A 12238-nucleotide genomic window follows, 5' to 3' on the forward strand; every position below is an offset into this window, starting at 1 on the left:
AAACTCCTAATGAACCCCAATGTGTTAAGTAAAACGTAAAGCGCCGCGTCAGTTCAGGTAAGGGGACCAGGACGGTTCTCTGACTTCGCCTTGAGCGGTAGGAAGCGGGAGCCTCACGCGGCCGTTTAGCGACACGAGCATCAAGACTCCCCGGCCCTGCTGGCGGGTGGCGTAGATTACCATGGTGCCGTTGGGCGCAACAGTAGGCGACTCATCAAGACTTGAATCTGTGAGGATTTTTACACTTCCGCGCTCAAGATCTTGCGAAGCGACCTTGAAGTTGGTGAAACCGTCCTGGCGATGGATCATGACCAGGGTCTTTTCATCGGCGGAAAGTTTAGGGTTGGCATTGTAGTTACCGATAAAGGTAACGCGCGTGGCACCGCCACCGCCCAGCGACTGCTTATAGATCTGTGGCTTGCCGCCGCGGTCGGAGGTGAAGTAGATAGTACGACCATCTTTACCCCAGAACGGCTCGGTATCAATGGACGGATCGTTGGTCAGGCGGGTCAGGCCACGGGACGCCAGGTCCATGACGTAGATTTCCGGGTTGCCGTCCTTGGACAGCACGAACGCCAGCTTGCTACCGTCCGGCGAGAACGCCGGCGCACCATTGAGGCCTTCGAAGTTGGTGATCTGCTGACGGGCACCGGTATCGACGTTCTGCACGAAGATGCGCGGGCGCTTCTGCTCGAACGAAACGTAGGCAATGCGCTTGGCATCCGGGGCATAGCGTGGCGACAGGATCGGCTCGCGCGATTGCAGCAGGGTCACGGCGCGGGCACCGTCGTAGTCCGAACGCTGCAGGGTGTAGCGAGTGCTGTTGGTGCTGAAGCGCTCGGCCGTTACATAAAGGAGGCGAGTGGAGAACGCGCCCTTGATGCCGGTCAGTTTCTCGAACGACTGGTCCGAGATGTAGTGCGCCATGTCGCGCAGTTGATCAACGCTACCCGAAACGCTGCCGGTCAGGACCTGCTGCTGGGTGTTGACGTTGAGCAGTGCGTACGACACCTGCAGGCGGCCGCCCGAAGGGACGATGCTGCCGACCATGATGTACTGCGCGCCCAGGGCCTGCCAGTCGCGCCATACCACTTCACCTGGCTGCGATGGGGTGCTGATCATGTTCTGCTTGTCGATCGGCGAGTAGTAACCCGAGTTGCGCAGGTCATTGCCGATGATCAGTGCCATGTCCTCGGGCAGCACGGAGCCGCCCTGGAAACCGAAGGGCACGACGGCGATCGGGGTGGCCCGATCGCTGCCGCTGGTGACCATAATGTTCTTTTCATCTGCCTGGGCAACGGCTGCGACGCAGCACAATGCAACCAGCAGTCCTCGAAGAAGGTTAATCACAAGGCAAGGTCCTCAGGGGTGAATGTCATCTTGAAATTGCGGTAAGGGTTGAAATCACTCGGTTTCAGGCCCTGCATCTCGACCAGGCGACCGATGTTCTTGACCGCAGCCACTGCTGACGCATCGAACGGGCCATCGCCACTGGACTTGGCAACGGCGACGTTGGTAATGGTGCCGTCAGGCAACATGTTGATCTGCAGTACCACTGTCATGTTCTTGCGCGCGGACGGTGGGCGAGCCCAACCTTCTGCAGCGCGGGAACGGATCAGGTCGTCGAAGTTGCCGGCGGTCTGGTCGCCCTGCTCGTCCGCCAGTGCCTGCTGGCGCTGGGGTGTATCGGAGAGCAGATCGGCCAATGCCTGCGCCTTCTTGTCTTCAGCGGCCTTGCGGGCAGCTGCCTGTGCCTTTTTCTTGGCGTCGTCGGCCGCAGCCTTCTTCGCGTCCTCGGCGGCTTTCTTTTTCGCTTCCTGGGCAGCTTCGGCTGCCTTTTTAGCATCGTCCGCGGCTTTCTTCTTCGCGTCTTCGGCTGCCTTCTTCGCCGCTTCGGCGGCTTTCTTGGCGTCCTCCTCGGCTTTTTCCTTGGCGTCTTCCTCGGCTTTCTTCTTGGCGATATCGGCCTGCTCGGCTTTCTTCGCTTCGGCGGCCTTCTTGGCGTCGTCGGCTTTCTTCGCGGCGTCGGCCGCGGCGGCCTTGGCCTGGTCGGCGGCAGCCTTCTTGGCGTCATCGGCCTTCTTGGCTTCCTGGGCCTTTTGAGCAGCTTCTTCCTGCTTTTGTTCCGCGGCCTTCTCAGCTTGCTCCTGCTTCTCCTGCTCGACCTTCTTCTGCTCCATCTGCTCGACTTCGGTCTGCTTGGCAGCCGACTTCTTGGCCTCCCCGGCAATCTTCTGATTGGTCTGAGTGGTGGCCTGGCTCTTCGACTTCAGCTGGTACAGCGTAGCCTGGACGATGGGCTTGGCAGGGGGCAGATCCGGGGTCATGGCGAAGCTGACGAACAGCATGCCAAAAATGAGGATATGCAGGGCAATGGCCCAGACACTGGGCCAGAAATAGCTTTCCGAGGCGGAGGGCTCTCGTTGTCGCATCAGGGCGCCTCGGTAATCAGGCCAACGTTACCGACACCCGCCTTCTGCAACCCGCCCATGGCGCCCATCACGGCGCCGTAGTCCACGGACTTGTCGCCACGAATGAATACCTGGGTACGTTTGCCGCCTTCGTTGCCGGCGCGGATGATCTTGGTGACGGCGTCGGTCATGGCAGGCAGGGTCATTGCCTTGTCCTGGACCTTGTCGGCGTCGACTTCGCTGCCAAGGTTCCAGTAGTAGGTCTTGTCGGCCTTGATCGAAATGGTCAGGACCTGGGTGTTGTTGTCCTGGGGCAAGGCTTCGCTGGAAACCTTGGGCAGGTCAACCTTCACGCCCTGGTTGAGCATCGGTGCGGTGACCATGAAGATAACCAGCAGTACCAACATCACGTCGATGTAGGGCACCACGTTCATCTCGGCGACCGGCTTGCGTTTCTGGCGAACTCGGGCCATGGGTAATTACCTGCTCACTCTTCGCTGGTGTGCACTTTACGGTGCAGGATGGCCTGGAACTCGTCAGCGAACGTGTAGTAGCGGCTGATCAAGGTTTCGCTGCGGGCGGCAAAGCGGTTGTAGGCGATGACCGCCGGGATGGCCGCGAACAGGCCGATGGCGGTGGCCACCAGGGCTTCGGAAATACCCGGGGCAACGGTGGCCAGGGTGGCCTGCTGGGCGCCGGCCAGGCCGCGGAAGGAGTTCATGATGCCCCACACGGTACCGAACAGGCCGATATACGGGCTCACCGAGCCGACGGTGGCCAGGAACGGCAGGGTCTGCTCCAGTTTTTCTTCCTCGCGGGAGATGGCCACGCGCATGGCACGGCCAACGCCGTCCATGACCGCGTCAGGGTCCACACCCGGCTGCTGGCGCAGGCGCGAGAATTCCTTGAAGCCGGCGCGGAAGACCTGCTCCACGCCCGAATCCGGGTCAGGGTTGCTGCCGGCCTGGCGGTAGAGCTTGGACAGGTCGATACCTGACCAGAAACGCTCCTCGAAAGTGTCCAGTGCACGGCGGCCGGCACGGATCAGTGCGCTGCGCTGAAAAATCATGACCCATGAAGTGACCGAGGCGGCCACCAGAATCAGCATCACCAGCTGCACAACCACGCTGGCATTGCTGACCAAGCTCCACATGGAGGTATGGTCGACGACGTTAGCTTCCACGCTTAATCTCCTGCTATTGAGTGTGTACCCGGGCCGTCTGCGGCAGCGAAGGCCGCGCGCAGAGCTTCGGGAATGGCCCGGGGTTTGAAAGTATCGGCGCGCACGCAGGCCACCAAAAACTGCCCTTCGCAGAGCAGCGTCATATCCGCTTCGCGCCACACCTGCTGTTTGAAGCGCAGGCTGGCACGATTCAATTCAATTACTTGCGCGGTCACCAGCAGTTCGTCGTCCAGACGCGCTGGCACCCGGTAACTCGCTTCACTGGAGTGCACCACGAACAGCAGGTTCTCGCGTGCCAGAACCGACTGCACGAAACCCAGTTCACGCAGCCTTTCGGTGCGTGCCCGCTCCATGAACTTGAGATAGTTGACGTAATAAACGACGCCGCCCGCATCGGTGTCTTCGTAATAGACGCGACAGCGATGTGCGAACGACCCAACCCCATTTTGCGCGCGCATACTCTAGTGCTTACTCCTCAGGTTGCCAATCCGCCCAGGCAACTGTTTTTTCTTCGTTTTCGCGCCGTTCAGGTGGTGCAAAACCTCGTCTGCACCCTAGGACCGCAAAAACCTCAATTAAATCGCCACCATCGGCTTATTCGTCTTCTGGATCGACGAACTGTTCCACCACTGGCAGCTCGCCGAGGCGCCCCGGCACGTTGAGGCCGAAATGCAGGTAGGCGTGGCGGGTGACCACCCTGCCCCGCGGAGTGCGCATGATATAGCCTTGCTGGATCAGGTAGGGTTCCAGCACATCCTCGATGGTGTGGCGCTCTTCGCTGATAGCCGCGGCCAGGCTGTCGACACCGACTGGCCCACCGTCGAACTTCTCGATCATGGTCAACAGCAGGCGCCGGTCCTGGTGGTCGAAGCCGCGCTCGTCGACGTCCAGCAGGTTCAACGCCAGGTCGGCGATGGGCTTGGTGATGTGCCCCTTGCCGCGCACTTCGGCGAAGTCGCGTACCCGGCGCAACAGCCGGTTGGCGATGCGCGGGGTGCCACGGGCACGGCGCGCGATCTCATAGGCGCCTTCGTCCTCGACCGGCAAACCGAGAATGGTGCCGGAGCGGCTGACGATGGTGGCCAGGTCCGCGGTGCTGTAGAACTCCAGGCGCTGGACGATGCCGAAGCGGTCACGCAGCGGGTTGGTCAGCATGCCGGCGCGGGTCGTGGCCCCCACCAGGGTGAAAGGCGGCAGGTCGAGCTTGATGGAGCGGGCGGCCGGGCCTTCACCGATCATGATGTCCAGCTGGAAGTCTTCCATGGCCGGGTACAGCACTTCCTCGACGATGGGCGACAACCGGTGGATTTCGTCGATGAACAGCACATCATGCGGTTCGAGGTTGGTCAGCAGCGCGGCCAGGTCACCTGGGCGCTCCAGCACCGGGCCCGAGGTACTCTTGATCGACACGCCCATTTCCTGGGCAATGATGTTGGCCAGGGTGGTCTTGCCCAGCCCGGGCGGGCCGAAGATGAGGGTGTGGTCCAGGGATTCGTTGCGCCCGCGCGCGGCCTGGATGAACAACTCCATCTGCTCGCGCACGGTCGGCTGGCCGATGTATTCGGCCAGGCTCAGGGGGCGAATGGCCCGGTCCTGTTGTTCTTCCCGATCACGGCCCGTGGTGGCGGCGATCAGGCGGTCGGCTTCGATCACTTAAATCATTCCCTTCAGGGCGTGGCGAATCAGCTCTTCGCTGCTCAGGCCTTTGGTCTTGATGGCCGATACCGCCTTGCTGGCTTCCTGGGGTTTGTAGCCCAGCGAAATCAAGGCGCTGACCGCGTCCGCCTCGGCGGTGGCCACGGGCGCCGCGGTATTGGGGCCGGTAGGCATCAGCTCGAACATCGCCGGCGCGGTTTCCCAGGCCTTGAAGCGGTCCTTGAGCTCGACCAGCAGGCGCTCGGCGGTTTTCTTGCCCACCCCTGGCACCTTGGTCAGGGCAGAGGCATCCTGGGCCTGCACGCAGCGCACCAGCTCATCCACATCCAGGCTGGACATCAGTGCCAGGGCCAGCTTCGGGCCTACGCCGTTGAGGCGAATGAGCTCGCGGAACAGCTCGCGCTCGCGTTTTTCAAAGAAGCCGTAGAGTAACTGAGCATCCTCGCGCACCACCAGATGGGTGTGCAAAGTCACCGGCTGGCCGACCGGCGGCAGACGGTAGAGGGTGGTCATCGGCACTTCCAGCTCGTAGCCCAGGCCGTTGACGTCGAGAATCAGGTGCGGCGGCTGCTTTTCCGCCAGGGTGCCGCGCAAACGTCCAATCACTGTCCAATCCTATAGTCGCGATACCGGCAGGCAATGCCCGCCATCATTGCAGGCCTTACGCGGCATGCAAGTCAAAAATCTTCAGCAGATGATGCCAGTCACAACCGCAGGCGCCCGCCGCGGCTGCGCGCCGTGCTCAGGCCATGGGGAATCAGGCTTGAACGCGTGTGGGCGTGGGTCAGGGCAATGGCCAGGGCATCGGAGGCGTCCATCTGCGGCTTGGCCACCAGCTTGAGCAGGTGCATGACCATCATCTGTACCTGCTCTTTGTTGGCACTACCGGTACCGGCGACGGCCTGCTTGATCTGGGTGGCGGAATACTCGGCCACTTCCAGGCCTTCCTCCATGGCCGCGACGATCGCCGCGCCACGCGCCTGCCCCAGCTTCAGCGCCGAGTCGGCGTTGCGCGCCATGAATACTTTTTCAATGCCCATGGTGACCGGGCCATAGGTCTGGACCACCTCGCGCACGCCACGAAAGATGATCTGCAAGCGCGCCTGCAGCTCACCGCCACCGGTGCGGATGCACCCCGAAGCCACGTACTCGCAGCCGCGGCCGGTGTCTCGCACCACACCATAGCCGGTGACCCGTGAACCGGGGTCGATACCAAGAATTAACGTCATAAAGCCTGCAGCATGAAGGGCCGGAAAGCAGAAACCGGAGCGGCAAAGCCGCGCCCATTGGCGCGATTCTGCTGCTCCGGCCTCAAGAGTAGAACGTGGCGCGGGATCAGCCGAGCTTTTCCATCACTTCATCCGGGATCTGCGCGTTGGAATAGACGTTCTGCACGTCGTCCAGGTCTTCGAGCATATCGATCAGGCGGATGACTTTCTCGGCGCCTTCCAGATCCAGTTCGGCGCTGGTGCTGGGCACCATGACGATTTCCGCGTCGGTGGACTTGAAGCCCGACGCTTCCAGGGCATTGCGCACCGCATAGAAGCTGGCGAACGAAGTGAACACGTCCAGGGAGCCGTCTTCATGGGTGGTGACATCATCGGCGTCGGCCTCCATGGCCGCTTCCATCAGCGCGTCTTCGTCAGTGCCGGCGGCAAAGGAAATCTGCCCCTTGCGCTCGAACAGGTAGGCCACCGAACCGTCGGTGCCCAGGTTGCCACCGGACTTGCTGAACGCGTGGCGCACGGCCGCAGCGGTGCGGTTGCGGTTGTCGGTCATGCACTCGACCATCACCGCCACGCCGCCCGGGCCGTAGCCTTCGTAGGTGAGCTCGACCATGTCATCGGTGGCGGCCGCGCCCGTACCACGGGCCACCGCGCGGTCGATGATGTCGCGGCTCATGTTAGCGCCCAGGGCCTTGTCCAGGGCCAGGCGCAGGCGCGGGTTGGAACCCGGGTCACCACCGCCCTGGCGGGCAGCGACGGTCAGTTCGCGAATCCACTTGGTGAAGATCTTGCCTCTCTTGGCATCCTGACGCTCTTTGCGGTGCTTGATGTTCGCCCACTTGGAATGGCCAGCCATAACAACTCCGTAATTCTTCTGTAAAACAATTGCAGATGTTTCTGTGGGAGCGGGCTTGCCGGCGAGCTGTTCAAGTCTCCAACACCTCGCTGGCAAGCCAGCTCCCACAAAAACAGCGTTCCCCAGGGAAATAAACCTGTCTGCCATGTGAAAAGCGCATCCGAAGATGCGCTCTGGTTCAGCTCTTACTCAGCCTTGGGCTGTTCGCGCAGGCGAATGTGCAGCTCGCGCAGTGCCTTGGCGTCCACCAGGCCTGGGGCCTGGGTCATGACACAGGCGGCGCTCTGGGTTTTCGGGAAGGCGATCACTTCGCGGATCGACTGGGCGCCGGTCATCAACATCACCAGGCGGTCGAGGCCGAAGGCCAGGCCACCGTGGGGCGGCGCGCCGTATTTCAGGGCGTCGAGCAGGAAGCCGAACTTCTCTTCCTGTTCCGCTTCGTTGATGCCCAGCAGACGGAACACCGCCTGTTGCATCTCCTTGCGGTGGATACGGATCGAACCGCCACCCAGCTCGGTGCCGTTCAACACCATGTCGTAGGCGCGCGACAGGGCGGTGGCCGGGTTGGCCTCCAGCTCTTCGGGCGAGCACTTCGGCGCGGTGAACGGGTGGTGCAGCGCGGTGAAGCTGCCGTCTTCGTTCTCCTCGAACATCGGGAAGTCGACGACCCACATCGGAGCCCACTCGCAGGTGTGCAGGTTGAAGTCGTTGCCCACCTTCAGACGCAGCGCGCCCAGGGCCTCGCTGACGATCTTGGCCTTGTCGGCACCGAAGAACACGATGTCGCCATCAACGGCGCCCACGCGGTCCAGGATAGTGTTGAGCGCGGCTTCCGGGATGTTCTTGACGATAGGCGACTGCAGGCCTTCGACGCCCTTGGCGCGTTCGTTGACCTTGATGTATGCCAGGCCCTTGGCACCGTAGATGCCGACGAACTTGGTGTAGTCGTCGATCTTGCTGCGCGGCATGCTGGCACCGCCGGGCACGCGCAGGGCGGCAACGCGGCATTTCGGGTCGTTGGCCGGGCCGCTGAACACCTTGAATTCCACGTCCTTGAGCTGGTCGGCAACGTCGACCAGTTCCAGTGGGTTACGCAGGTCCGGCTTGTCGGAACCGTAGCGGCGCATGGCTTCTTCGAAGGTCATGTGCGGGAACTCGCCGAATTCCAGGTCCAGCACTTCCTTGAACAGGTTGCGGATCATGCCTTCGGTCAGGCCCATGATGTCTTCCTCGTTGAGGAAGCTGGTCTCGATGTCGATCTGAGTGAACTCAGGCTGACGGTCGGCACGCAGGTCTTCGTCGCGGAAGCACTTGGCGATCTGGTAGTAGCGGTCGAAACCGGCCACCATCAGCAGCTGCTTGAACAGTTGCGGCGACTGCGGCAGGGCGAAGAAGCTGCCGGCGTGGGTGCGGCTCGGCACCAGGTAGTCGCGCGCCCCCTCGGGGGTGGCACGGGTCAGGATCGGCGTTTCGACGTCCAGGAAGCCGTTTTCGTCCAGGAAGCGACGGATGCTGGTGGTCATGCGCGAGCGCAGACGCAGCTTCTCGGCCATTTCCGGGCGGCGCAGGTCGATGAAGCGATAGCGCAGGCGGGTTTCTTCACCGACATCGGAGAATTCGTTCAGCGGGAACGGTGGGGTTTCCGCTTCGTTCAGCACTTCCAGCTCGTAACCCAGCACTTCGATCTGGCCGGAAGCCATGTTCGGGTTGACGGCGCCGGCAGGGCGCAGGCGCACCTTGCCGGTGACCTTGACCACGTATTCGCTGCGCACGCGGTCGGCGGCGGCGAAGGTATCGGCGCGATCCGGGTCGAAGACCACCTGGGCCAGACCTTCACGATCACGGATATCGAGGAAAATCACCCCGCCATGGTCGCGACGGCGGTGGACCCAGCCGCAAAGGGTGATTTCCTGACCGTCCAGGGTCTCGTTCAGTTGGCCGCAATAATGGCTGCGCATCATGATGGTGGTTTCGCTTCTCGTATTCGGTATTCGGAAAAAGGCTTGCTAGCCCTGGCTGGGCTAATAGTGCAAGACCCTGCGGGTGCAGTTCAACTCAATCGGCCTTGTCGCCGCCCGCCAGATTCTTTTTGCTGCCGGTCTTGAAGTCGGTCTCGTACCAGCCGGTGCCGCTCAGACGGAAGCCAGGCATGGAAAGCATCTTCTTCAGCTCGGGGGCCTCGCAGGCCGGGCAGTCGGTCAGGGGCGACGCACTGATTTTCTGGATGACTTCCATCTGGTGACCACAGGAAGCACATTGATAGTCGTACATGGGCATGGGAATGTCTCGGCAAACAAGTACACGGCACGGCCGCGCCACGCGGCAAAGCGCGGGATTATATCCTTATACCGCGCGACTTGCAGCCGTGGCGACACCCCGAATGTCGCGCCACCCGTGCCCTCGCTCAATGGGCGGTGCCTTCGCGCTGCAGCAGGTGCACCACGCAGACCACGCGAATCAGCCCGCTGAAGTTCTTGACCCCGCCGTGGCGCAGGTGCACCTCGCGATCCACGTGGGACAGTATGGCATTGACCGAGCAGCCGTTGGCCGAGGCAATGCGGTCGAGAATTTTCCAGTACACCTGTTCCAGCCGCAAGCAGGTGGCGAAGCCATTGAGCCGCACCGAGCGAGAGAGCGGCTGCGCCAGCCCCATGTTGAAATCGGCGACGAATGGGTCGTCGCAAATCTTGCCCGCCGCCGACGGCAGACGAACACTTCGAGTCATTTCTCTAGTCATGATCAGCACCACATCCTTGTGTAAAAGTGCACGTGAAAAGAACACCTGTAGTTCATCATTTCCCTGAGCCTATGAAGCCCTAACTAAATACCCACAACTAGCGGAACCGACACTTCCCTGTGTAGGAACTCATCACCATGACCCTGTATAAGTTTACCGGGGTAACCCGGCCATGCTGCTCCAACCGCGCACCGCCGGGCGTGGGCGGCGCTATTGGCAGCGTAACGATGCACCTGCCCGGGTAATGCCCCCCCTACCCTTTAATACGACCGCCTACAGCCGCAATGACTAGCGCAAACGTTTGTTTCGCAGGGGCACCGTGACCGTCCGGGCCGCTGATTTGAGTAGGCCCACGCTTTGCTGTTAAATAGAAGCCCTGCGCTGTACACACCTTTATTACGTGTGCCCGTGCAGGCTGTGCCTGCCCCGTGAACTGCGTCTCATTTTGTCCCGATGCGCACCGTGGCGCGCCAGCTCTTCCTCGTGATCCGTCTGAACGTGAGTTAAATAAAATGTTGAAAATTGTCCACCTCCTGACGGGCGCCGCAGCCTTGCTGCTGTCAGTCATACCGAGCCTGCGGGCCGAAGCGGTACCCTACCTGCAACAACCCGATGCCATTTACCTGGCATTCTTCGGCCTGCTCAACCTGATCCTTGCCCCAGTGATTCCCTACTGGAACAAAGGACCACGTCATCAACTGCAAAACCTGGTCAGCGTCCTGCTGGTTCTGGCCGTGGTGCTGCAAACCGTCACCTTGCTGGCACCTTTGGGCAACATCGCCGGTTTCGCCGCTATCCTGCCAAGCCTGGCCTGCGCCCTGGTGGCCGTGCTGCTGCACCTGGCGATCAGCTTCTATACCACCAGCCCCGCCGCCGCGGCGCCTTCGTACGACATGAGCAACCGCGATACGGGCACCGTGAAGTGGTTCAACACCTCGAAGGGCTTTGGCTTTATCTCCCGCGACTCCGGCGACGATATCTTCGTGCATTTCCGGGCCATTCGCGGTGAAGGCCATCGCGTACTGGTCGAGGGCCAACGCGTGGAATTCTCGGTCATGAACCGTGACAAGGGCCTGCAGGCCGAGGACGTGATCGCCGCTTCTCCGCGACGCTGATCCGCCCTGAAAAAAACCCGCGTTCAGCAGCAGAACGCGGGTTTTTTATTGCCCCAAACGTCAATAATGAGGGGGCGGTGCTTCCTGCTCGCTCAGGCCAAACTGCCCGACCATTTCCTCCTGGCGCTTGAGCAAGGCTGCCATCTGCAACTGCAGGCGCTCGACCTGGCGCTGCTGCTGCACCAGTTCGTCATTGAGGGTCTGGAGGGTGTCATCCTGGAAAGCCAGGCGACTTTCCAGCTCCATGACGCGGGCTTCAAGCGTCATGGTCAGCCTCCAGAAACACGAAATCACTCGTCAGTACTTCACCCAGTTGTGCGCGGACCTTGGCCAGTTGTTCCACGTCATAAGGTTTGGCAGCAACTTTTCCCCATACCGGCGCTGGCCAGGCAGCGTCATCGGTGCGCCGTACTATTACATGCATGTGCAACTGGGCAACCACATTGCCCAGGGTCGCCACGTTCATCTTATCGGCGGCATACACCTCTTTCAGAACTTGCGCCAGAAACGTGGTTTCCTGCCACAACTGAAACTGGTCGGTGTCATTGAGCTGAAACAGCTCGCTGATAGCCTCCCGGCGAGGCACCAGAATAAACCAGGGATAATTGGCATCATTGCTCAGCAGCAGCCGGCTCAGGGGAAAGTCGCCAATGACGTGAGTGTCCTGGTGCAGGCGCGAATCTAAAGAAAACACCGCGAGATCTCCGGCAAGGTGAAAATTTTTTTAGCACGACCAGCCAGGAGGCTGCATGCACATACAGGATACCCGCGATTGGTCGGCGCTTCACGGACTACCGCTGCACTGTGTCCCACAACGATGTGGTACGGGGCATCGCGACGCACCAGGATGGAGCGCGCCGCACCAAAAACAGCCGATCGCCTCGTCCTCTTCCCACCCCTGGCGCGGTCGCTTGAGCGCGGGCGGAGTGCACCGTTCGACGGGCGGATTCCCCACGGCTTCACTCAGGTTTGCCAATGTTCGACGCTCGACTAGGCTGCGAGGGGCAACCGCTACTTTTCGCACCAAAACGGCCCAGAGTGAGTAATGCCAGTG

The 12238-nt window shown here is 61.3% G+C and carries 15 protein-coding genes; 1 reads left to right on the forward strand and 14 read right to left on the reverse strand.

Features of this window, described 5'->3' with window-relative positions; translation table 11 throughout:
* Window positions 1–48: 48 nt before the first annotated feature.
* From tolB to HWQ56_RS21810, 12 genes are all read right to left on the reverse strand, one after another.
* On the reverse strand, window positions 49–1350 hold the full coding sequence (tolB, locus tag HWQ56_RS21755; protein ID WP_158156994.1) for a Tol-Pal system beta propeller repeat protein TolB: 1302 nt from the start codon (window positions 1348–1350) through the stop codon (window positions 49–51).
* Window positions 1347–2435: a cell envelope integrity protein TolA gene (gene tolA / locus HWQ56_RS21760; RefSeq protein ID WP_158157002.1), complete on the reverse strand. Its 1089-nt coding sequence runs from the start codon at window positions 2433–2435 to the stop codon at window positions 1347–1349. The genes tolB and tolA overlap by 4 nt, the downstream gene beginning before the upstream one ends.
* Window positions 2432–2884: a protein TolR gene (gene tolR / locus HWQ56_RS21765; protein WP_008366529.1), complete on the reverse strand. Its 453-nt coding sequence runs from the start codon at window positions 2882–2884 to the stop codon at window positions 2432–2434. Before tolR ends, tolA begins: the two co-directional genes overlap by 4 nt.
* 14 nt (window positions 2885–2898) lie before the next feature.
* The gene (gene tolQ, locus HWQ56_RS21770; protein WP_027978760.1) at window positions 2899–3594 is read right to left on the reverse strand and encodes a protein TolQ; all 696 of its coding nucleotides are present in this window, start codon (window positions 3592–3594) and stop codon (window positions 2899–2901) included.
* A gap of 2 nt (window positions 3595–3596) precedes the next feature.
* Window positions 3597–4052 carry a tol-pal system-associated acyl-CoA thioesterase gene (gene ybgC, locus HWQ56_RS21775; RefSeq protein ID WP_158156992.1) on the reverse strand — a complete coding sequence of 152 codons (456 nt, stop codon included), beginning with the start codon at window positions 4050–4052 and terminating at the stop codon, window positions 3597–3599.
* Between the two features lie 136 nt (window positions 4053–4188).
* Window positions 4189–5247: a Holliday junction branch migration DNA helicase RuvB gene (gene ruvB / locus HWQ56_RS21780; RefSeq protein WP_158156990.1), complete on the reverse strand. Its 1059-nt coding sequence runs from the start codon at window positions 5245–5247 to the stop codon at window positions 4189–4191.
* Window positions 5248–5856, reverse strand: a complete 609-nt coding sequence (ruvA, locus tag HWQ56_RS21785; RefSeq protein ID WP_158156988.1) for a Holliday junction branch migration protein RuvA — start codon at window positions 5854–5856, stop codon at window positions 5248–5250.
* A 98-nt stretch (window positions 5857–5954) separates the two neighbouring features.
* Complete coding sequence (gene ruvC, locus HWQ56_RS21790; RefSeq protein WP_176571762.1) at window positions 5955–6479, reverse strand: crossover junction endodeoxyribonuclease RuvC; 525 nt, start codon at window positions 6477–6479, stop codon at window positions 5955–5957.
* Between the two features lie 106 nt (window positions 6480–6585).
* On the reverse strand, window positions 6586–7332 hold the full coding sequence (locus tag HWQ56_RS21795) for a YebC/PmpR family DNA-binding transcriptional regulator (RefSeq protein ID WP_158156984.1): 747 nt from the start codon (window positions 7330–7332) through the stop codon (window positions 6586–6588).
* Window positions 7333–7517: 185 nt separating this feature from the next.
* Window positions 7518–9293, reverse strand: coding sequence for an aspartate--tRNA ligase (gene aspS, locus HWQ56_RS21800; RefSeq protein WP_158156982.1), 1776 nt, complete (start codon window positions 9291–9293; stop codon window positions 7518–7520).
* Window positions 9294–9387: 94 nt separating this feature from the next.
* Window positions 9388–9609: an FmdB family zinc ribbon protein gene (locus tag HWQ56_RS21805; RefSeq protein ID WP_158156980.1), complete on the reverse strand. Its 222-nt coding sequence runs from the start codon at window positions 9607–9609 to the stop codon at window positions 9388–9390.
* A gap of 127 nt (window positions 9610–9736) precedes the next feature.
* Entirely contained in the window at window positions 9737–10057 is a 321-nt protein-coding gene (locus HWQ56_RS21810; protein ID WP_233270900.1) for a ribbon-helix-helix domain-containing protein, read from the reverse strand.
* Between the two features lie 524 nt (window positions 10058–10581).
* Here HWQ56_RS21810 and HWQ56_RS29300 point away from each other — a divergent pair.
* Window positions 10582–11184 carry a cold-shock protein gene (locus tag HWQ56_RS29300; protein WP_158156976.1) on the forward strand — a complete coding sequence of 201 codons (603 nt, stop codon included), beginning with the start codon at window positions 10582–10584 and terminating at the stop codon, window positions 11182–11184.
* 60 nt (window positions 11185–11244) lie between these two features.
* Here HWQ56_RS29300 and HWQ56_RS21820 read toward each other — a convergent pair whose 3' ends face one another.
* Both HWQ56_RS21820 and HWQ56_RS21825 read right to left on the reverse strand, forming a co-directional pair.
* Complete coding sequence (locus tag HWQ56_RS21820) at window positions 11245–11451, reverse strand: SlyX family protein (RefSeq protein WP_158156974.1); 207 nt, start codon at window positions 11449–11451, stop codon at window positions 11245–11247.
* A complete protein-coding gene (locus tag HWQ56_RS21825; protein ID WP_176571763.1) occupies window positions 11441–11878 on the reverse strand; it encodes an HIT domain-containing protein in 438 nt (145 codons plus the stop codon). Before HWQ56_RS21825 ends, HWQ56_RS21820 begins: the two co-directional genes overlap by 11 nt.
* Window positions 11879–12238 lie beyond the last annotated feature (360 nt).

Source organism: Pseudomonas eucalypticola (genome assembly GCF_013374995.1).
In the GTDB taxonomy this organism is placed as follows: domain Bacteria; phylum Pseudomonadota; class Gammaproteobacteria; order Pseudomonadales; family Pseudomonadaceae; genus Aquipseudomonas; species Aquipseudomonas eucalypticola.